General features: G+C 60.2%; 16 protein-coding genes. 10 read left to right on the plus strand and 6 right to left on the minus strand.

What is annotated here, in order from left to right; genetic code table 11:
* Window positions 1-104: 104 nt before the first annotated feature.
* Together ftsH and rsfS are read right to left on the minus strand one after the other, a co-directional pair.
* Entirely contained in the window at window positions 105-2,240 is a 2,136-nt protein-coding gene (gene ftsH / locus J7E24_RS09830; protein WP_215137602.1) for an ATP-dependent zinc metalloprotease FtsH, read from the minus strand.
* Between the two features lie 164 nt (window positions 2,241-2,404).
* Entirely contained in the window at window positions 2,405-2,797 is a 393-nt protein-coding gene (rsfS, locus tag J7E24_RS09835) for a ribosome silencing factor (RefSeq protein ID WP_176907965.1), read from the minus strand.
* A 42-nt stretch (window positions 2,798-2,839) separates the two neighbouring features.
* Between rsfS and J7E24_RS09840 the strand changes: the two genes are divergently transcribed.
* From J7E24_RS09840 to rlmB, 5 genes are all read left to right on the plus strand, one after another.
* Complete coding sequence (locus J7E24_RS09840; RefSeq protein ID WP_215137604.1) at window positions 2,840-3,601, plus strand: biotin--[acetyl-CoA-carboxylase] ligase; 762 nt, start codon at window positions 2,840-2,842, stop codon at window positions 3,599-3,601.
* A 273-nt stretch (window positions 3,602-3,874) separates the two neighbouring features.
* Window positions 3,875-4,282 carry a T9SS type A sorting domain-containing protein gene (locus tag J7E24_RS09845; RefSeq protein WP_215137606.1) on the plus strand — a complete coding sequence of 136 codons (408 nt, stop codon included), beginning with the start codon at window positions 3,875-3,877 and terminating at the stop codon, window positions 4,280-4,282.
* Between the two features lie 246 nt (window positions 4,283-4,528).
* On the plus strand, window positions 4,529-7,525 hold the full coding sequence (locus J7E24_RS09850; protein WP_215137608.1) for a DUF2723 domain-containing protein: 2,997 nt from the start codon (window positions 4,529-4,531) through the stop codon (window positions 7,523-7,525).
* 118 nt (window positions 7,526-7,643) lie between these two features.
* Window positions 7,644-8,858, plus strand: coding sequence for a GWxTD domain-containing protein (locus tag J7E24_RS09855; protein ID WP_215137610.1), 1,215 nt, complete (start codon window positions 7,644-7,646; stop codon window positions 8,856-8,858).
* Entirely contained in the window at window positions 8,822-9,925 is a 1,104-nt protein-coding gene (gene rlmB, locus J7E24_RS09860; RefSeq protein WP_251047133.1) for a 23S rRNA (guanosine(2251)-2'-O)-methyltransferase RlmB, read from the plus strand. Before J7E24_RS09855 ends, rlmB begins: the two co-directional genes overlap by 37 nt.
* 99 nt (window positions 9,926-10,024) lie before the next feature.
* Here rlmB and J7E24_RS09865 read toward each other — a convergent pair whose 3' ends face one another.
* On the minus strand, window positions 10,025-10,399 hold the full coding sequence (locus tag J7E24_RS09865) for a hypothetical protein (protein ID WP_215137612.1): 375 nt from the start codon (window positions 10,397-10,399) through the stop codon (window positions 10,025-10,027).
* Window positions 10,400-10,577: 178 nt separating this feature from the next.
* On the opposite strand from J7E24_RS09865, the gene J7E24_RS09870 reads away from it, so the two are divergent.
* Window positions 10,578-11,810 (plus strand): NADP-dependent isocitrate dehydrogenase, encoded by a 1,233-nt coding sequence (locus J7E24_RS09870; RefSeq protein WP_215137613.1) that lies wholly within the window; start codon window positions 10,578-10,580, stop codon window positions 11,808-11,810.
* Between the two features lie 120 nt (window positions 11,811-11,930).
* Here J7E24_RS09870 and J7E24_RS09875 read toward each other — a convergent pair whose 3' ends face one another.
* Both J7E24_RS09875 and J7E24_RS09880 read right to left on the minus strand, forming a co-directional pair.
* The gene (locus tag J7E24_RS09875; protein ID WP_215137615.1) at window positions 11,931-13,058 is read right to left on the minus strand and encodes a mannose-1-phosphate guanylyltransferase; all 1,128 of its coding nucleotides are present in this window, start codon (window positions 13,056-13,058) and stop codon (window positions 11,931-11,933) included.
* 171 nt (window positions 13,059-13,229) lie between these two features.
* Window positions 13,230-14,207: a KpsF/GutQ family sugar-phosphate isomerase gene (locus tag J7E24_RS09880; RefSeq protein WP_215137617.1), complete on the minus strand. Its 978-nt coding sequence runs from the start codon at window positions 14,205-14,207 to the stop codon at window positions 13,230-13,232.
* Between the two features lie 181 nt (window positions 14,208-14,388).
* On the opposite strand from J7E24_RS09880, the gene recQ reads away from it, so the two are divergent.
* Window positions 14,389-16,587: a DNA helicase RecQ gene (recQ, locus tag J7E24_RS09885; protein WP_215137657.1), complete on the plus strand. Its 2,199-nt coding sequence runs from the start codon at window positions 14,389-14,391 to the stop codon at window positions 16,585-16,587.
* 251 nt (window positions 16,588-16,838) lie between these two features.
* Here recQ and J7E24_RS09890 read toward each other — a convergent pair whose 3' ends face one another.
* Window positions 16,839-17,261 (minus strand): BrxA/BrxB family bacilliredoxin, encoded by a 423-nt coding sequence (locus J7E24_RS09890; RefSeq protein WP_215137619.1) that lies wholly within the window; start codon window positions 17,259-17,261, stop codon window positions 16,839-16,841.
* A gap of 167 nt (window positions 17,262-17,428) precedes the next feature.
* Between J7E24_RS09890 and J7E24_RS17890 the strand changes: the two genes are divergently transcribed.
* The 3 genes from J7E24_RS17890 (at window position 17,429) to J7E24_RS09905 (ending at window position 21,188) form a co-directional block, all read left to right on the plus strand.
* Complete coding sequence (locus tag J7E24_RS17890; protein WP_317195636.1) at window positions 17,429-17,608, plus strand: hypothetical protein; 180 nt, start codon at window positions 17,429-17,431, stop codon at window positions 17,606-17,608.
* Between the two features lie 374 nt (window positions 17,609-17,982).
* Window positions 17,983-19,038: a tetratricopeptide repeat protein gene (locus tag J7E24_RS09900; RefSeq protein ID WP_215137621.1), complete on the plus strand. Its 1,056-nt coding sequence runs from the start codon at window positions 17,983-17,985 to the stop codon at window positions 19,036-19,038.
* 107 nt (window positions 19,039-19,145) lie between these two features.
* Window positions 19,146-21,188: an OmpA family protein gene (locus tag J7E24_RS09905; protein WP_215137622.1), complete on the plus strand. Its 2,043-nt coding sequence runs from the start codon at window positions 19,146-19,148 to the stop codon at window positions 21,186-21,188.
* Window positions 21,189-21,229 lie beyond the last annotated feature (41 nt).

Here is a 21,229-nt window from a genome sequence, read left to right on the forward strand (position 1 = left end):
TTAGCTGGTCCTGCATTATCAAGAACAGACCTGTTTAGATAATACACAAAAGAGCCCGCTGCCAACATCTGGCAGCGGGCTCTTTTGTGTTCTTCGGCTGTAGACTACATAGGGGTCACGGCTGAGCCTGTAGATCCGGTAGAGGAACCACCGGCAACATCCCCATTTTGATCCAGACCGGGCAGGTTTAACTCGGGCAGATCATTATCCAAGGCTACGGGGTGCTCCTGCTTCCGCTCGCTCAGCGTTTCCGAGCGGTCGGTGCCGGCCATGTGGGCCTGGTAGCTGGTTTGGGTGTCGTAAGGACGGGGCCCCACGAGGCGCAACAGGTCGTCCTGCAAAAGCACTTCCTTCTCCAGCAGCTCCTTGGCAATTACTTCCAGCTCGTGGCGGCGCTCCGTGAGCAGTTCCTTGGTCCGGACGTACGCCTGGCTGATGATGGCGCGTACCTCTTCGTCAATCATCTGCGAAGTAGCCTCCGAATAGGGCTTGCTGAAACCATACTGGTCCTGCCCCTTTGAGTCGTAGAACGATACGTTGCCCAGCTTTTCGTTCATGCCGTACATGGTTACGATACTGTAGGCCGTTTTCGTGATGCGCTCCAAGTCGCTTAGCGCGCCGGTCGAAATCTTACCAAACACCAACTCCTCGGCAGCGCGGCCGCCCAGCGTCATGCACATTTCGTCCATGAGCTGCTCGGTGTTATACAGGAACTGTTCGCGGGGCAGGTACTGCGCATAGCCCAGCGCAGCCACGCCGCGCGGCACGATGCTAACCTTCACCAACGGATCGGCGTGCTCCAGGAACCAGCCAGCCACCGCGTGGCCGGCTTCGTGGTAAGCCACAATCCGCTTCTCGCCGGGGCTGATGATTTTGTTTTTCTTTTCCAGGCCACCAATTACACGATCAACGGCATCGGTGAAGTCCTGCATGGTCACCATCTTCTTGTCGCGGCGGGCGGCAATCAGGGCGGCTTCGTTGCAGACGTTGGCAATTTCGGCACCGGCAAAGCCGGGCGTCATGGCCGCCAGCTTGCGGTCATCCACATCGGGGCCCAGCGTGAGGGGCTTGAGGTGGACGCTGAAGATCTGGGTGCGGCCGTTGATGTCGGGCTTGTCGATGCTGATCTGACGGTCGAAGCGGCCGGGACGAAGCAGGGCCGAGTCGAGCGTATCGGGGCGGTTGGTAGCGGCCAGAATAATAACGCCGGAATCGGTGCCGAAGCCATCCATTTCTACCAGCAGCGAGTTGAGCGTATTCTCGCGCTCATCGTTGCCGCCGGGCGTGTTGCCACGGCTACGGCTGCGGCCGATGGCGTCAATCTCATCAATGAAGATGATACATGGCGCTTTTAGCTTGGCCTGCTTGAACAGGTCGCGCACCCGGGCCGCGCCCACACCCACGAACATTTCTACAAAGTCGGAGCCCGAGAGCGAGAAGAATGGCACGTCGGCTTCACCAGCTACGGCTTTGGCCAGCAGGGTTTTGCCGGTGCCAGGAGGGCCTACCAGCAAGGCACCTTTCGGAATTTTGCCGCCGAGCACAGTGAATTTCGAAGGGTTCTTGAGGAACTCCACGATTTCCTCTACTTCTTCTTTGGCTTCCTCAAGGCCAGCCACGTCCTTAAACGTGATTTTTACCTTGTCGCCCCCCTCAAACAGGGCGGCGCGGCTCTTGCCGATGTTGAAAATCTGGCCGCCGGGTCCGCCCGCGCCACTCATGCGGCGCATCAGGAACCAGAAACCCACGAAGAGCAGAATCATAAAGCCCCATGTGCCAAGGAAGTCGCCGAAGCCACGCTCCTCGGTTATTTTCAGGCCAATCTGCCGGTCAGCAGGCAGGGTAGCCTGCAGCTTGTCGAAGTCTTCCTTGAATACCTTGCCTTCGACTACGCGGAACGCAAACTGCGGCCCGGTAGCAGAAACGCCAGCCCCGGGCAATGCCAATGGGCTGCGCTGAGTGGTGAGGCGGCTCTTGTATTCAGGTTTCTGCAGGGCCTCTTTTTTCAAGGTTACCTGCACCTCGCGGTCATTCACCAGGGCCACGTCGGCTACGTCGCCGGCCGTAAGCATCTGCTCAAAATCGCGCTGCTTGATTTCTACCAACCGGCTACCGCCGGAGAAATAGACCATCCCGAGGATAAGCGCCACCAACCCGGAGAGGACCCACAACTGCATACCGGGCTTGGGAGCCGGACTGGGCAGGGGGGATTTTTTCTTTTTGGGCGTCGTATCAGACATGAATTGCTAAGTAATTATGGAGTACAGAATGAGGCAAGCAACGGACAAACGGTGGCAAGTTGGACTCCGGTATTTGCGCGGCCTTAAACCAGTCAGCACAAAGTTCCTTTCCTTGCCTGGCACCATTATCTCGTTGCCAGCCTAATGACACTGCAACCCACCTTTTAGTTTGCCGCGGCAGACGCTTCTTCTTCCACGTACGTGATGTTGGCATCGCCCCACAACTCTTCGAGTGCGTAGAACTGGCGACGGTCGCGCAGAAAAATGTGTACGACCACATCAACATAGTCGAGCAGCACCCACTCGCGGTTGGTGCGGCCTTCGGTCTGCCAGGGGTTCTGGCCGATGAGTTTTTCCACTTCTTCTTCCACCGAGCGGGCAATTGCCTCGATCTGGGTGTCGGAAGAAGCTGAACAAATAATAAAATAATCGGCTACGGCATTCTTGAGTTCTCTGAGGTCGAGCACCACGATATCGGACGCTTTCTTCTCCTGCATGCCGCTCACGACAATTTCTGCCAACTTGTCCGAATCCTGTCGAACTGAGGTACTTTTCATAGGGTCTTGGTAGGTTTGACTAGCACAAAGTACGAAAAACAGATGGCGGCACTTTCCCCCCAAACGCTCTTCACGGGCCAACAGCTTGTCTGGCTGCCCGAATGCGGCTCCACGAACTCGGAAGCACAAACACTGCTAGGCGAAAACCGGGCCACGGATGGCTGCTGCGTGGTTACCGACAAACAGACCGCCGGCCGGGGCCAGCGGGGCAACCAATGGGAGGCCGCGCCCGGTGAAAACCTAACGCTATCGGTGGTCTGGAAGCCAGTGTTTCTGCCCGCCGCCGACCAGTTTCTGCTCAGCCAGGCTGTGGCCCTGGCCCTGCACGACTGGCTAAGCGCGCTGCTTGGCCCCACACCCGCCCTTCGGGTAAAGTGGCCCAACGACCTGTATTACGGCGCGCAAAAGCTGGGCGGTGTTCTCATCGAGAACACGCTCAACGGCTCAAAAATTCAGCACAGCATTGTGGGTATCGGTCTCAATATCAACCAGCAGCAATTTGCGGTACCAACGGCTACGTCGCTCAGCTGCCTCACGGGCCGCGTGTACCAGCTGGAGCCGCTGGCCGAGCGCCTGCTCGAATGCTTGGAGCGCCGCTACCTGCAGCTGCGAGCCGGCCGGGTGCGCGAACTACGCACCGAGTACCTGGCCGTACTTTACCGGTTCGGAGAACTACATGCCTACGAAGCCGATGGCCAGCGCCTGAGCGGCCGCATTGTGGGCCTTGATGAGGCGGGCCGGCTGGCACTGGAAACCGGCGGGCAGGTACGCCATTTTGACCTGAAGCAGATCCGGTACCTGTAGCACGCGCTGCCACCCGCCGGCCCATTGTCATCCGTCGGGCAGCACAGCCGATTATTTATACGTGGCCATACGACTACAAACCAACTATTTACGTATCTTGAACCCCAAAGCGTTAAACCGCAGGCAACTTACAGCCTCCAAGAGGTATCTCCCAGTTGCTTGCCACTCCCGGCAGGGTGGGCACGGTAGTTGCAAATTACCGCTCCGGCTACCCGAAACACCTTTTTTCTGGTTCCGGCCTGCCGCTTCCTCCCTATAGCTTCACTGAATGTCATGAAATTTACGCCCCGCTTTTTCACCTTCCTGTTTCTGCTGCTGTGGCAGTTGCCGCTGCTGGCCGCTGCCAGCTACGTACCGCGCACAGCGGCTGCCAAGCAGGCCCCGGCCGCTGGCTTGCCTACGCTGGCCGGCCGCATGCTGACACCTACGTTTTCGCTGGCCCCCAACCCGGCCCACGGTCAGGTTACGCTCTCGATGAGCAAGTTTGCCATAGGCACCGAGTACCGGCTGCGCTTAAGCAACATCATCGGCCGCGAGGTACGTACTGTGGCGCTGCGCCCCGAAGCCGCCGACCGTGGCATGGCCCTGAACCTCGCCGACCTACCTTCCGGTATGTATTTCTACAGCCTGCTGCAAAACGATAAGGTGGTTTCGACCAAGCGGCTGGTGCTGCAGAACTGATTTTTCGAGTCACCCATCTACAACGAACCACCAGACCCTCGCCCCTACCGGCGGGGGTTTTGTGTTTTCGGCTGGTTTGGTTTGCCCGTTGCAGATGAGTGAATCTGGGGGTTGGTTGAAGCGGAGGCGGGCATTGGTTGATTTAGGCATGCGGCTCGGTACTTATTGGCTACTTTTGAACTTTCGCTGACTGCTTTCCCGATTTCCCCGCCCTGTTACAAGCGGCGGTCCTCTCTTTCTACCTATATGCGGAGTTACAAAAGCCTGAATAACCTCGTGGGCTGGCTGGTATTTGCCCTGGCCACCGTCGTTTTCCTGATGACCCTGGAGCCCACGGCTTCGTTCTGGGACTGTGGCGAGTTCATTGCCTGCTCGTATAAGCTGCTGGTGCCGCATCCGCCCGGCGCGCCCACGTTCCTGCTGCTGGGCCGGCTGTTCTCCATGCTCAGCTTCGGCGACGTAACCAAGGTATCGGTGCTGGTGAATGCGCTGTCCGCGCTCAGCTCCTCGTTCACGGTGCTATTCTTGTTCTGGATCATCACGATGCTGGCCAAGAAGCTCGTTATGCACCGCCCCGGCATGCACGACGACCGGCAGCTGGAGCCCAGCTTCGGGCAGACGCTGCTGATTATGGGTGCGGGCGCCGTGGGCGCGTTGGCCTACGCTTTCTCCGACTCGTTCTGGTTCAATGCCGAGGAAGCCGAGGTGTACGCTATGTCGTCGTTGTGCACGGCTGCCGTGGTGTGGCTGATGCTGAAGTGGGAAAACCGCGCCGACGAGTCGGATTCGGACCGTTGGCTGGTGCTCATTGCCTATGTTATCGGTCTGAGCATCGGGGTTCACTTGCTCAACCTGCTGGCCATTCCGGCACTGGGCTTCATTTACTACTACCGCCGCACCCAGAACCCTACCCTGTGGGGCGGGGTGGCCACGCTGGCTATCAGCAGCGTAATTGTGGGCCTGATTCTGGCCGGCATTATTCCGGGCCTGCCCACGCTGGCGGGCGCGTTCGAGGTGTTTTTCGTGAACACCGTGGGCCTGCCCTTTAACTGGGGCATCATCATCTTCCTGCTGCTGTTTGTGGGCCTCATCTGGTTCGGGTTCCGGCAGTCGTTTCAGCGTCGTAGCCGACTGCTGAACACCGTGATGCTGAGCTTCATGTTCATTCTGATTGGTTATTCGAGCTACCTGATTGTTCCCATCCGCAGCTCCTACCACCCTACCATCAACGAAAACAACCCCGAGGATGTGCTTTCGTTTGTAAGCTACCTCAAGCGCGAGCAGTACGGCGACCGGCCCCTATTGTACGGCCCCCAGCTGAACGCCCAGCCCATTGCCCAAAACGAGGGCGCGCCGCGCTACGTGCGCCAGGGCGATAAGTATGTAGTAGCCGAATACCGCCCGGTGCTGGAGTACCGCTCCGAGGACAAGATGCTGATTCCGCGCATTTACAGCCCCGACCCGCTGCATGTATACAACTACCAGAAATGGGTGGATGTGCAGAAAGACGTGAAGCCGACGATGGGCCAGAACCTGGCGTTCCTGTTCCGCTACCAAATGGGCCACATGTTCTGGCGCTACTTTATGTGGAACTACGTGGGCCGCGAGGGCGACCTGCAGCAGTCGGGCATTTTGTGGGGTAGCGCCGATGGCAATGGTTTGCCGGAGCGCGTAGCCGACAGCCCGGCCCGCAACGCCTTCTTCGCGCTGCCGCTGATACTGGGCTTGCTGGGTTTATTCTTCCACATCCGCCGCGACGGGCGCAACGCCTTCATCGTGGGCCTGCTGTTCCTGTTCACGGGCCTGGCCATTGTGTTCTACCTCAACCAGCCCCCCATCGAGCCGCGCGAGCGGGACTACACCTTCGCGGGGGCCACGTTTGCCTTTGCCATCTGGATTGGCTTGGGCGTGCTGGCGCTAGCCGAGCTGCTGCAATCCGTCATCAAGGCCGATACTGCCCGCGCCGGCGTGGTAACCCTGGCGGGCCTGGTGGTACCCGGCATTATGGTGAGCCAGGGCTGGGACGACCACGACCGGTCGGACCGCTACCTGTCGGTTGACTCGGCCAAGAACCTGCTCAACTCCTGCGCCCCCAACGCCATCCTGTTCACCAACGGCGACAACGACACCTTCCCGCTCTGGTACGCCCAGGAAGTGGAGGGCGTGCGCACCGATGTACGCGTGGCCGTGCTTAGCTACCTGAACACCGACTGGTACATCGACCAGATGAAGCGCCGCGCCTACCAATCGGCCCCGCTGCCGGTTTCGATGGACAACAAGGACTACAAGCAGGGCACCAACGACTACCTGCCCTACGCCGAAAACCCGGCGGTGCCGGCCGTGGATGTGCGCCAGTTTATGCAGCTGGTGAAAGCCAACAGCCCCCTGCTACAGGTAAGCTATGGCGACGGCAAAAACCTTCTTTCCTTCCCCTCGCGCAACTTCTATCTGCCCGTTGATACCGCCGCTGTGGCCAAGTCGGGCATCATTCCGGCCAGCCGGCGCAAGCAGCTGGTGCCGCAGATGGACTGGAGCGTGGGCAAGAGCGCCATCGAAAAGAAGAGCCTGTTCATTCTCGATATTCTGGCCACCAACAACTGGGAGCGGCCGGTGTACTTTTCGAGCACCGTCGACTCGCGCGACTTTATGGGCCTGCAGCCCTACTTCCAGCTCGAAGGCATGGCCTACCGCATTCTGCCCGCCCGCAACCCCGACTACGACGCCAAAACCGGCGCCGCCGACGAAGGCTACGTGCAGACGGACCTGATGTACGAGAAGCTGATGAAGACCTTCGCCTACCGCGGCCTCGACAACGACGGTATTTTCTACGACGAAAACAACCTGCGCTTCCCGGCCAACTACCGCGACAAATTCTCGCGCCTGGCCGATGCGCTGCTGATGGAGGGCGACAAAGTGCGGGCCAAGCAGGTGCTCAACAAGGCGTTCGAGGTGATGCCCGACAAGGCCATTCCCTACGACTACTACGTGCCCCAGTTCATCCCGGCGCTTATTGTGGTGGGCGAAACCCAGCGGGCCAACGAAATCATGGACACCATGACCGACCGGGCCGAACGCGGCCTAGCCTACTACAGCACCCACAACCAGGCGCTGTTCGACCAGGAGTTCCAGACCTACCTGATGACGCTCAACAGCATCGGCCGCGCCGCCGAGGAAATCGGCGACCAGAAACGGGCTGAGCGGGCCATCCGGTTGCTGCAGCAGTACTACAATCCGCGCCAATAGTGCACGGTTTTTGAGCGCCGAAGCCGGCTCCGGGAACGGGGCCGGCTTTTTCGCGTAGAATTGGCCTACCTGAGCCTTCCGCAACGTCGCCTATCTGTCCACATTCTTCCATTCTAGTATGACAAACCTGGCCTCCCTGCTACTGCTACTCCTGACTTTGCTTGCGGCGGGGCCGTTGCAGTCCGCCCCGCGCCGCGACTTTGCCAACCAGTACCAGCCCGGGCGTACTGTTGAGGTGGATACCCGCCGTGAGGGCGACAGCCTGCGGGTGTACCTCCGGTTTCCGAACCGCAGCGCACAGCGACGCCAGGTGCCACTGCGCGTGATGGGCTGGCTCGATTTTGATGCCCGCCGGCCTCTTTGGCAGGACACCGTGCGCGGGGCCACCCGCCGCCTGCGCACCGACGGCGACGTGGACCGCCTGAGCTTCGCACTGCCGATAAGCCGCCTGGTATCGGGGCATGCGCTGAGTGTGGCCTTCGGAGAGGCGAAGGACGCCATGAGCGGCGACGCGGCCTGGCTGCGCCTCACGCCCTCAACCCTCAACCGCAGCTTTATTTTTATCGACTCGCTAAGCCGGCCGCTGATGCGCCGCTACGTGCGCGCCCAGGAGGTATTTGGGGTTGATGCCTACGCCCCCAGCCAGACACTGAATGCCTACCGCTACCCGCTTAGCTCGCTGGCCGCTGCCCCACCCATGGCCACCAGCAGCACCCTGGGCGAGCAGCCCCGCACCCTGAGCCTCCAGGATTCGGCCCGCTTCAACGCCGACCAGCTGCTGCGGCTGCCGGCCGGCCTGTACCTGCTGCGCCTGGGCAACCGGGGCCCCAGCCAGGGCTTGCTGGTGGAGGAAAACCGTTTCCCGCAGCTTACCACGGCCGACGAGCTGATTGCTCCACTCATTTATGTTTCGACTTCGGAGGAGCGGCAGAAGCTCTTTGATGCGCCCGACCCAAAGAAGGCCGTGGATTACTTCTGGCTGGGTGTTGCCGACGACGACCAAAATAAAGCCCGCCAATTGATTCGCATGTTCTATAGCCGGGTAATAGCGGCCAGTCAGCTGTTTTCAGCTCATAAAGCTGGTTGGCTCACCGACCGGGGCATGCTGTTCCAGGTGCTGGGTGCCCCCGAAACTGTGTACCGCAGCGGCAACGAAGAACGGTGGGTGTACCGCGGCTACCAATCCTTAAGTAGCACCTTCGTCTTCCGCGCCAAACCCAGTATCTTTGCGCCCGACAATTACGAACTGGTGCGCCGTCCCGAGCATGAATTTCTCTGGTATGCCGCCGTGGAGCTATGGAGAAAAGGACTAATCGCCCGGGCCGGCCAGTAACCGAACGCCGCCAGTATTTCGACTCGCAGAACCGCCCGGTGCCCAACCGCCGCAACCCGCGCGAAGACCAGGGCCGCGACGGCAGCCGCTCCGACGAGGCCCCGCGCTTCGAGCGCAGCCGCGCCGATGACGGCCGAAACGACGAGCAGTTTGGCGAGCCCCGCCGCCGCGACGACGAGCAGCGCCCCGAAGGCCGGCGCGACGAAAACCGCCGCGAGGAAGGCCGCTGGAGCGAAGGGGGCAACCGCGAGGAGGGCCGCCGTCCGGCTTCGTCATCGTCTTCTGACAAGCCCCGCTACCCCCACCTCCCGCCCCAGGACCGCAGCATCGACATGATTTTCGGGTTGCGCCCAATTCTGGAGGCGCTGAGCGCGGGCCGTACGCTGGATAAGATATTCCTGCTGCGGGCCACCAAGAACTCCATGACCCAGGACATCAACGCCCTGGCCCGCGAGGCCAATGTGCCCGTGTCGATGGTGCCGGTAGAAAAGCTGGATAATATCACCCGCAAAAACCACCAGGGCGCGGTGGCCTTCGTGTCGCCGATTGATTACATGCCGCTGGACAACATTCTGGCCGGCTTGTACGAGGAAGGCAAAACGCCCCTGCTGCTGGTGCTCGACCGGATTACCGACGTGCGTAACTTCGGCTCCATTGCCCGGAACGCTGAGTGTTTGGGTGTGCACGCCATTGTGGTGCCCAGCCACGGCGCGGCCCAGATCAACGGCGACGCGCTCAAAACCTCAGCCGGCGCCCTTAACCTGATTCCAGTCTGCCGAGAACACAACCTCAAGCAAACCCTCACGTTTCTGCGCGAATCGGGCGTGCAGGTTGTCGCCTGTACCGAGAAGTCGGATGCCAGCCTGGAGGCCGAAACCGTAGATTTGACGGGCCCGCTGGCCATTCTGATGGGCTCGGAGGAAGATGGCATCAGCCCCGAGTACCTGCGCCTGGCCGACTACAAGCTCCGCATCCCAATGGCCGGCCAGATTAGCTCGCTCAACGTGTCGGTGGCCAGCGGCATTATGCTGTATGAAGTGCTGCGGCAGCGGCTGAAAGGGAATTAAAAATTAAAAGTGAAAAATTAAAAATAGCCGTTGAACGACTCCCGGATGGGACGTTCAACGGCCATTTTTAATTTTTCACTTTTAATTTTTAATTCCCTTTCAGCTCAGCAACCCGGCCTGCTTGGCCGCCGCTAGCAGCTGCGGCGCGTTTTTGAGCGTGGCGGCTACAAAGCGCTTGCCCGATTCCTTTACTTCGTCGCGGCTCACCTCGCGCACTTCCTCGCCCACGAACTCGCTGAGTTGCCGAAAGGCCTCGCGCAACGCCTGATGCCGGGGCTGCCCGGTTCGCAACTGCTGCTGCACCAGCGCCAGTTGCTCCCTTATTTTCTCGCGGCGTGAGCTAAACACCGATTCGTGGCCGACATGGGGACGAATGCGCTCGACCAGCTCCAGCAGCGGGCGCAGGCGGTGGGTACCGGCCAGGGCGGCATCGGCTAGGTGGTCGCGCTTGCGTAGCGGCGCGGAACTGGGCATAAGGACGACGAACAGGGACGAAATAAGGCCTAAAATAAGCGAAAACCCCAAACCGCTTGCCTAGCCAGCCTGGCCCTCATGTGGGACGCTTAGCGGCTCGTAGCTATATTACGGGCTGTTAAGGCCCGCTACACTGGTTGGCTGAGGCTGTTTCCTTCTTTTTCTTATCCCCCACCCCATGACTAAAATCAAGGTAGCCAATCCAGTTGTTGAGCTGGACGGCGACGAGATGACCCGCATCATCTGGAAATTTATCAAAGACAAGCTCATCACCCCGTACCTCGACCTCGATATCAAGTACTACGACCTGGGCATTGAGTACCGCGACGAAACCAACGACCAGGTAACCATCGACGCGGCCAACGCCATCAAGCAGTACGGCGTGGGCATCAAGTGCGCCACCATCACGCCCGACGAGCAGCGGGTGGAGGAGTTCGGCCTCAAGCAGATGTGGAAGTCGCCCAACGGCACCATCCGCAACATTCTGGACGGCACCGTATTCCGCGAGCCGATTGTGATGAGCAACGTGCCCCGCCTCGTGCCCAACTGGACGGCCCCCATTTGCATCGGCCGCCACGCCTTCGGCGACCAGTACCGGGCTACCGATTTCGTGACCAAGGGCAAAGGCAAGCTCACGGTTACCTTCCAGCCCGAAGACGGTGGCGAAACGCAGTCGTTTGAGGTGTACAACTTCAAGGGCGACGGCGTGGCGCTGGCCATGTACAACACCGACGAGTCCATCCGGGGCTTTGCGCACGCCTGCTTCAACCAGGCGCTCAGCAAGGGCTGGCCGCTGTACCTGAGCACCAAAAACACCATCCTTAAGAAGTACGACGGCCGCTTCAAGGACATTTTCCAGGAGATTTACGAGCAGGACTACACCGCCAAGTTCCAGGAAGCCGGCATCACCTACGAGCACCGCCTGATCGACGACATGGTGGCCTCGGCCCTGAAATGGCACGGCAACTTTGTGTGGGCCTGCAAAAACTACGACGGCGACGTGCAGAGCGACACCGTGGCCCAGGGCTTCGGCTCGCTGGGGTTGATGACCTCGACGCTGGTAACGCCCGATGGCAAAACCATGGAGGCGGAAGCCGCCCACGGCACCGTGACGCGCCACTACCGCGACCACCAGAAGGGCAAGCCCACCAGTACCAACCCCATTGCCAGCATCTTCGCCTGGACCCGGGGCCTGGAGTTCCGCGGCAAGCTCGACGGCAACCAGGAGCTCGTTGACTTCTGTCACGCGCTGGAGGCCGTGTGCGTTGAAACCGTGGAGAGCGGCAAGATGACCAAGGACCTCGCCGTCAACATCCACGGAAACAAGGTCGAGCACGGCCGCGACTACCTCTACACCGAGGAGTTCCTGGCCGCGCTGGACGAGAACCTAAAAGCGAAGCTGGCTAAGTAGTGCTTAGTTGTTAGTGCTTAGTTGCTAGTTGTCAGTGCATAGAAAAGCCCGTTATCTGCTGATTGGATAACGGGCTTTTCTATGCACTGACAACTAGCAACTAAGCACTAACAACTAAAGTCAATTATACCCGTTACCTTTCTTTGATTTCGCGTCGGCCACGAAATCCTTGACGCGCTGCTCCTCGGTACGCTTGCAGATGAGCAGCACGTTGTCGTACTCGGCCACAATGTACCCTTCGAGGCCCTGCACTACCACCAGGCGCTCGGGCGGGGTTTTAATAACGCACTCGCGGGTGTCGTAGAGCAGGGCGTTGCCGTCGACCACGTTCTCGTCGGCGTCGTGCTGGCCCATGCGGTGCAGCGAGTCCCAGGTGCCCAGGTCGCTCCAGCCGAAGTCGGCCGGCAGTACATACACGTTGTCGGCCTTTTCCATCACGCCGTAGTCGATGCTGATGTTGCGGCAGAGGCTGTAGGCACGGGTGATGAACTCTTCCTCGGCGGGCGTGCCAAGCTGCTCGCGGCCCTCATCGAACACCTCGGCAATGTCGCTCAGGTACTGATGGAACGCCTGCACAATGGCATCGGCCCGCCACACAAACAGGCCCGAATTCCAGAGAAACTCGCCGCTGCTCACAAACATCTGCGCCAGCTCGGCATTGGGCTTTTCGGTGAAGGTTTTCACCTTGCGCAGCTCCTTCGGAAACGAACCATTGGCGTGGCCGGGCATAGTCTGGACCTGTTCGGGCTGCACCGCGTCATCGATGAACTGGATGTAGCCGTAGCCGGTATCGGGCCGCGAGGGCTGGATGCCAAGCGTAATGAGCACATTGTGGGTACGGGCGCCGTCGAGAGCGGTGCGGATGGTTGCGCGGAACTTCTCCTCATGCATCACGGCGTGGTCGGCGGGCGTTACCACAATCACGGCCTCGGGGTCGAGGCGGGCAATGCGGTAACTGGCGTAGGCGATGCAGGGAGCCGTGTTGCGGCCGATGGGCTCACCCAGAATCTGGTCGGCGGCCAGCTCGGGCAGATGTTGCTGCACCAGCTCGATATAGTCGCGGTTGGTAACCACAAACACATTTTCGGGCGGGCAGATGCCGGCAAAGCGGTCCACTGTCAACTGCAGCATGGAGCGCCCCAGGCCCAGCACGTCGTGGAACTGCTTGGGGTGGTGAGTGCGGCTGAACGGCCAGAAGCGGCTGCCAATGCCGCCGGCCATCACCACTATATAGGTATGTTGGTCCATGGAGTCGAGCTTGTTTTCCAGAAAGGTAGGGCTAGGGAAAAGAACGTCATTCTGAGCGCAGCGGAGCGTAGTCGAAGAATCTCTACCGTAAAGCTGGTTCTGTCTGTTGCAACGAAGCAGTAGAGATTCTTCGACTACGCTCCGCTGCGCTCAGAATGACGTGCCCCATCCCTACACCAACCCCTCGCGCAGCAAATCGTGCAAATGAATGAAGCCGCTGAAGCGGCCCTGCTCGGTTACCAGCAGTTGGGTGATGTTGCGGGCCTGCATGCGGGCCAGGGCCTCCACGGCAAAATCGTCCACTTCCACCGTAACGGGGCCGGGCGTGAGGATGTCGCGGGCCGTTACGGCGTCGAGGCGGCCGGCGTGGGCCGTGAGCATGCGGCGCAGGTCGCCGTCGGTGATGATGCCTACCAATGCGCCGGCCTCACTCAGCACGGCGGTGGCGCCGAGGCGCTTGCCCGATATTTCGAGGATAATGTCGCGCAGCGGCGCCGACTCGGCCACCTGGGGCTGCTGGTTCTGCCGGCTCAAGTCGCCCACTTTCAAATACAGCTGCTTGCCCAGTGTGCCGCCGGGGTGCAGGTTGGCGAAGTCGTGGCGCGAGAAGTCGCGGCTTTCCAGCAGGCACACGGCCAGCGCGTCGCCCAGGGCCAGCGCGGCGGTGGTGCTGGTGGTGGGCGCCAGGTTGTGGGGGCAAGCCTCGCGGGTTACCGGCGCGTGCAGAATAAAGTCGGCCTGCTGGCCCAGGTAGGAGTCGGCGTTGCTGACCAGCGCGGCCAGCGGCACGCCCTTGCGCTTGAGCAGCGGCACGAGCACCTTTATTTCGGGCGTATCGCCCGACTTACTGATGGCAATGACGAAATCATCGGCCTGAATCATGCCCAGGTCGCCGTGGATGGCGTCGGCGGCGTGCATGAACAGGGCGGGCGTACCGGTAGAGTTGAAGGTAGCCACCATCTTGCCCGCAATGTGGGCGCTCTTACCGATGCCCGTGACCACCACCCGCCCCCGGCGAGCCAGAATGGCGCCTACGCATTGTGCAAAATCGGGGCGTTCATCGAGGGCCGCAGCCACGCCCTGGATGGCTTCCGCTTCGAGCAGAAGCACTTTTTTTGCGAGGCTATGAAGTTCGGTTGGCAGTTTCAATCTAAATTTGATAGTGCGGTTCGAAATCGGGGCCGGAGCGAGAGGGGACATTTGGCCGCAGCCGGCCCCGCCGTTTCGCCTGCCCGGCCTCAAATCCCGGTAAAATCCTTAGATTGAGGAAGCGGCCCGAAGTAGCCGCTCTATCAGTCTATTAACTAAACAAGCGTACGTGCGGATGTCGATGTCAGTGGAAACCCCCGAAGTCCAGCAAGCAGCTGATTTGAAGGGCAAGTTAAAGGAAGTTTTCGGCTACGGACAGTTCCGGGGCGTGCAGGAGGATATCATTCAGAACGTAATTGCCGGCCACAACACGTTCGTAATTATGCCCACCGGGGCCGGCAAAAGCCTTTGTTACCAGCTGCCGGCGCTGGTGCTGCCGGGCACGGCCATCGTCATCTCGCCGCTCATCGCCCTGATGAAAAACCAGGTCGACCAGCTCAACGCGTTTGGCGTGAATGCCCAATTTCTGAACTCCACGCTCAGCAAATCGGAGATGAACCGGGTGAAGCGCGACGTGATTAGCGGCGAGGTGCGGCTGCTGTACGTGGCGCCCGAAAGCCTGACCAAGGACGAAACCATCGAATTCCTCAACAAGGCCACCATCAGCTTCGTGGCCATTGATGAGGCCCACTGCATTTCGGAGTGGGGCCACGACTTCCGGCCCGAGTACCGCAAAATTCGCGGCATCATCGACAACCTGGGCTCCGGCGTGCCCATCATCGCCCTCACGGCCACGGCCACGCCCAAAGTGCAGCAGGACATCCAGAAGAACCTGCAGATGGATGATGCCTCGGTGTTTAAGACCAGCTTCAACCGCACCAACCTTTATTATGAGGTACGGCCCAAGCACAACACTAAAAAGCAGCTGATTCAGTACGTGAAGCAGCGCCAGGGCCAGGCGGGCATCGTGTACTGCCTGAGCCGCAAAAAGGTGGAGGAAATTGCCGAGCTGCTGCGCGTGAACGATGTGCGCGCCCGCCCCTACCACGCCGGCCTCGACCCGCAGGTGCGCATGGCCAACCAGGACGCGTTTCTGCACGAGGAGTGCGACGTAATTGTGGCCACCATCGCCTTCGGCATGGGCATCGACAAGCCCGACGTGCGCTTTGTAATCCACTACGACACGCCCAAAAGCATCGAGGGCTACTACCAGGAAACGGGCCGCGGCGGCCGCGACGGCATGGACGGCGACTGCCTGATGTTCTACAGCTACGACGACATTGTAAAGCTGGAGAAGTTCAACAAGGACAAGCCCGTAACCGAGCGCGACAACGGCAAGCAGCTGCTGCAGGAAATGGCCAATTACGCCGATTCTGCCGTTTGCCGCCGCAAGCAGCTGCTGCACTACTTCGGTGAGGTGTACGCCACCGACTGCGGCTTCTGCGACAACTGCCGCCACCCGCGTGAGCGGTTCGAGGCGCGCGATGAGGTGCTGCTGGCCTTAAAGGCCGTGGTGCAAACCGACGAGCGGTTTGGGCTCGACCACATCGGCACGGTACTCATGGGCATGTCGAACCCGCACGTCATCAGCTACGCCCACAACCAGCTCCCGATTTATGGGCAGGGCAAGGGCCACGATGCCCAGTTCTGGCACTCGTTGCTGCGCCAGAGCATGCTTAGTGGGCTGCTGGCCAAGGATGTGGAAAATTTTGGCGTAATTCGGATTACCCAGAAGGGCCTGGATTTCATCGAAAAGCCGCACTCCATGAAACTCACCAAAGACCACAACTACGACGAAGAAGTAAAGGAGGAACAGCAGCAGGAAGACGTGCAACACGCCGCCGGCCACGACGAAACGCTGTTCGAGATGCTGAAAGCGCTGCGCAAGAAAGTAGCCAACCAGAAGAACCTGCCGCCCTACGTGCTGTTCCAGGACCCCTCGCTCAAGGAAATGGCCACCACCTTCCCCACCCGGCAGGAGGAGTTGGCCCACATTTCGGGTGTGGGCCAGGGCAAGGCCCAAAAGTTCGGCGAACCTTTCCTGACGCTCATCAAGCAATACGTGGAGGATAACGACATCACGACGGCTGCCGACGTAGTGGTAAAGTCGGCCGTCAACAAGTCGAAAATTAAGATTTATATCATCCAGCAAATCGACAAGAAAATGGACCTGGAGGAAATTGCCTCCTCCAAGGGCCTCGATATGCGCGAGCTGATGGAGGAAATCGAGCACATCTGCTACTCGGGCACCAAGCTCAACCTTGGCTACTACATCAACGGTGTGCTCGACCAGAGCCGCCAGGAGGACATCTACGACTACTTCATGTCGGCCAGCACCGACAACATTGCCGTAGCCCTGAAAGAACTCGGCACCGACGACTACACGGAGGAAGACCTGCGCCTGATGCGGATTAAGTTTCTGAGCGAAGTAGCGAATTAATGTAGTCTGACCGCCTAAGGGCTGAATAGCCCGCAGTCAAACGAGCGTAAAGGGGCTTACTCACTGGAGTAAGCCCCTTTGCGTTGCGCCGAGAGCTGTTGGAATGAATGAGGGAATAGTAAACGTAAACACAACAAAGCCCGCAGCTACAGGCTGCGGGCTTTGTTGTATTGGGGGCTTCGTTGCTGGTGCTTTATGCCTGGAGAGGTTGGCTACATGCCTAAGCACCAGCATTCAAGCCCTGAAAAAACCTAGCAGTACTCTTCGAAAGCACCCTGCAGGTTGTTCACGATGCGCATCAGGTCGTTGCCCTCGATGTGGTAACGCTCAATCATGTGTACCAGCTCGCCGTCTTTGAACAGGGCGATGCAGGGGCTGCTGGGCGGGTAGGGCAGCATGTGCTGGCGGGCCTGGGCCACGGCCTCCGACTCCATGCCGGCAAACACGGTAACAAGCTTAGCGGGCTTCTTATCGGAGCTGGAAACGGCCATTTTGAGGGCCGGACGGGCTTTGGAAGCAGCGCAGCCGCACACCGAGTTCACGGCTACCAGTACAGTACCGCTGTCGGCCGACAGGACCTGATCAACTTCTTCGGGGGTCATGAGCTGCTCGAAGCCGGCCTCGGTGAGGTCCTGGCGGATGGGCGCAACCATGTATTCGGGGTAGGTGGCCATAGGTGAAAGCTAGGCGTTGGAAATAAACTTTTTCGGCGGACACGTTGTCCGGCGGCGACGTAAAATTACGCAACTGCCGCCGCATGGCCGCCGCCAGCAGTTGAAACCCCAACCGGCACCCAGAAGTTTACTCTTCAATAACCCATCAGGATCTTCCCCACTGCCCTATGACCTACCAAAACTTCCTCGACTCCCAAACCCAGCCTGAACAGCCAGCCGGCCTCTCGCCCCTGCTGGAAGCCTTATGGTACGCCGGCCGCGACGAGTGGCATAAGGCCCACGCCATTGCCCAGCAGCACGAAGACACCCCGCTTTTCGACTGGCTCCACGCATTTTTGCACCGCTAGCAGGGCGACGCCGGCAATGCTGCCTACTGGTACCGCCGCGCCGGCCGGCCGGAATTCGACGGTTCGTTGCGCCACGAGTGGCAGAAAATGGTGAAGTCTCAGCTGCCTGACTGATTTTCTGAGCGACAACGCACGACGTAGGGGCGGGGCTTGTCCCCGCCCGCCGTTCACATCATTGAACAAAATCGTTGTAGCGGCGCGAACGGTGGGCGGAGACAAGCCCCGCCCCTACGGCACAAAACCGCCCTAGACCTTGTCTAAAGCACTATTGAATCTTGACAAAAATCAATATTAAAGTAATTAAATAACTCAATTAGCCATCTTCAGCAGAAAAAATTACATTTATCCCGCGTCTTTGAAATGGACGGGATACGATGCGGAAAATTTCTTTACTGTCGGGCCTGCTGCTGAGTGCAGGGGCGGCCCAGGCCCAGGTAGATAGTGTGCGAGCCTCTACCTTACCGCCCGATCAGCAGGCCGAGCGGCTTTACAACAGCGGGCTGGCCAAGTTCAAGCAGCAGAGCTACCGCGCCGCCGTGCTCGACTTCGACAAGGCCCTGGCCGTGAAGCCCGATTTCGCCCGCGCCTACGCCAACCGCGCCGCCGCCCGCTACGAGCTGAAAGACTACCAGCCCGCCGTGCAGGACTACGACCAGGCTATTAAGCTGGAGCCCAATACGTTCGGGGCCTACTTTGGGCGGGCGCGGGCCGAGGAGGCCCTGCAGCAGCCCGCCGAAGCCGAGCGCGACTACGGCCGGGCTACCGAACTGCAGGCTGACTATGCCCCGGCCTGGTACTACCGTGGGGCCCTGCGTTTCGAGAAGGCTGATTATGCTGCCGCCAAGGCCGATTTTGATGCCGCCATCAAGGCCGACCCCGCCTATGCCTACGCCTGGCACGACCGGGCCAGCACCCAGCGCCAACTCGGCAACCTGCCCGCCGCTATCCAGGACTACGGCCAGGCCCTTACGCTGCAGCCCGACTTGCTACCGGCCCTGCTGAATCGGGCCGGTACCCGCCGCCGCGCCGCCGACCTGAAAGGGGCGCTGCAGGACTACGACGCCTACCTAGGCAAAAAGCAGGACAACGCCCTGGCCTACACCAACCGCGGCGCCACCCGCTACGAGCTAAAGGATTACAAAGGAGCCGTGGAGGATTTCGGTCGGGCCGTGGCTCTCGATGCCGGCTACGCCTTTGCCTGGAACAACCGCGCCGCCGCCTACCTCAAGCTCGAAGACTATAAAAGCGCCGACGCCGACGCCAGCAAGGCCATCAGCCTGAACAAGGAGTACGCCGAAGCCTACCTCAACCGAGGCCACGCCCGCGAAATGCTCCGCCAGCCCGACGCCGCCTGCCAGGACTGGCGCCGCGCTGCCGAGCTGGGCCTGGAAGTCGGCAACACGCACGCTGCCAACTCGGGCTGCCCGTAGCGCGACCAGAAGGCCGCCTAAATACGTTTGGTTTTTAGCCTAAACCCCAGGCAATCACAACGGCAGCTAACAGCTATCAGCTGAAAGCTAACAGCTCAACAACCCGTATGTATAAGTATTTGATTGCCTGCTTGTTGCTCACGGCTTGCACCACGACTTCGGCACAGAGTGTAGAGTTCAGCAAGGACCGGTTCGGCAACGACAAAGACGGCCTGAAAGCTGCTCAGAAAGACCTGAAGGCCGGCGACGCGTTCTACGAATCGGACCCGCCGCGCTACGAGCAGGCGCTGGTTTTCTACCTGAAAGCCCAGCAGTTCAACCCCAACAACGACCAACTTAACCTCAAAATCGGCGACTGTTACCTGCACTCGGGCTTTAAGCCGCGGGCGCTGGAGTACCTGCAGCGCGCCTACCAGCTCAACCCCGATGTGAGCCCGCGCATCCACTACCTGCTGGGCCGGGGCCTGCATTTGAATGCCAAGTGGAACGAGGCCATTGCCGAATACAAGCGCGCTGTTCCGGCTACCGGGGCCAAAAACACAGCCGGGCTGGTGCTCGATATTCAGAAGAAGATAAAAGAGTGCGAAAACGGCCGTCGGCTGGCTGCCAAACCCAGCCGCGTGTTTATTGACAATGCCGGCCCGGGTGTGAACTCGCCCTACCCCGACTACGGACCCGTTATCACGGCCGACGAGTCAGTTATCCTGTTCACCTCGCGCCGCGAAGGCTCGACGGGTGGCAAAACCGACCCCGAGCTGGGTGGCTATTTCGAAGATATTTACCAGAGCAGCCGCGAAGGGAAAGATGGCTGGAGCGCGGCCCGCAACCTGGGCGAGAACATCAATACCGACGGCCACGACGCCACCGTGGGCCTGGCCCCCGATGGCCAGCGCCTGCTGGTGTACCTGGAAGACAACGGCGGCGACCTGCACCAGGCCGAGCTGCGCGGCACCGAGTGGAGCCGCCCCCAGAAGCTGGGCTCGCGCATTAACTCCAGGTTGCACGAATCGTCGGCGTCCTACACGCCCGATGGCCGCCACCTGTTTTTTGTGAGTGATAAGGAAGGCGGCCTGGGCTCGCGCGACATTTACCGCATCGAAATGGAGGGACGCGGGCCGGCCCAGAACCTGGGGTCGGTGATTAACACCTCGTACGGCGAGGAGGGCGTGTTTCTGCATCCCGATGGCAAAACGATGTACTTCAGCTCGGAGGGCCACGACGCCATGGGCGGCTACGACATCTTTAAATCGGTGCTCGAAAACGGCAAGTGGAGCAAGCCCGAGAACCTGGGCTGGCCCATTAACACGCCCGACGACGACGTGTTCTTTGTGATTTCGGCTTCGGGCCGGCACGGCTACTACTCGTCCTTCCGCGAAGACGGGCAGGGCGGAAAAGACATCTACCGGATTACGTTTCTGGGCCCCGAGAAGCCGCCTGTGCTCAGCCAGGAAGACCAGTTGCTGGCCAGCCGGGTGCAGCCGGTGAAGGAAACGCTGCTGGCCCCGCCGGTGGCCATTGTAGCGGCGCAGGTAACCATTCTCAAGGGCGTGGTAACCGAAGAAGCCAGCCGCCAGCCCCTCGAAGCCACCATCGACGTAATTGACAACTCGCTTAACCAGGTGATTGCCTCGTTCCAGTCGAACGCCAAATCGGGGCGCTACTTGGTGTCGTTGCCCTCGGGCGTGAACTACGGCATTGTGGTGCGTAAGGATGGCTACCTGTTTCACTCCGAAAACTTCGATTTGCCGGCCGGCGCGGCCTATTCGGAAGTTGTGAAGGACGTGGCGCTCAAGAAGCTCGACGTGGGCGTGAAGGTGGTGCTCAACAACATCTTCTTCGACTTCGACAAGGCCACGCTGCGCAAGGAAAGCACCAGCGAGTTGGAGCGCCTGCACAAGCTGCTGGCCGAAACGCCCGCCCTGCGCCTCGAAATTTCGGGCCACACCGACAACGTGGGCAACGCCGCCTACAACAAAGACCTCTCGCAGCGCCGCGCCAAAGCCGTAGTCGACTACCTCGTGGGCAAGGGCATCGACAAGGGCCGCCTGACTTTTGCCGGCTACGGCGACACTCAGCCCGTAGCCCCCAACACCACCAAAGCCAACCGCCAGCTCAACCGCCGCACCGAGTTCAAGGTAACGGGCAAGTAAGTTTCGGGTGGCGAAGCCGCGGGGTGAGCACCAGGATTAGC

The organism is Hymenobacter sp. ISL-91 (assembly GCF_018613725.1).
In the GTDB taxonomy this organism is placed as follows: domain Bacteria; phylum Bacteroidota; class Bacteroidia; order Cytophagales; family Hymenobacteraceae; genus Hymenobacter.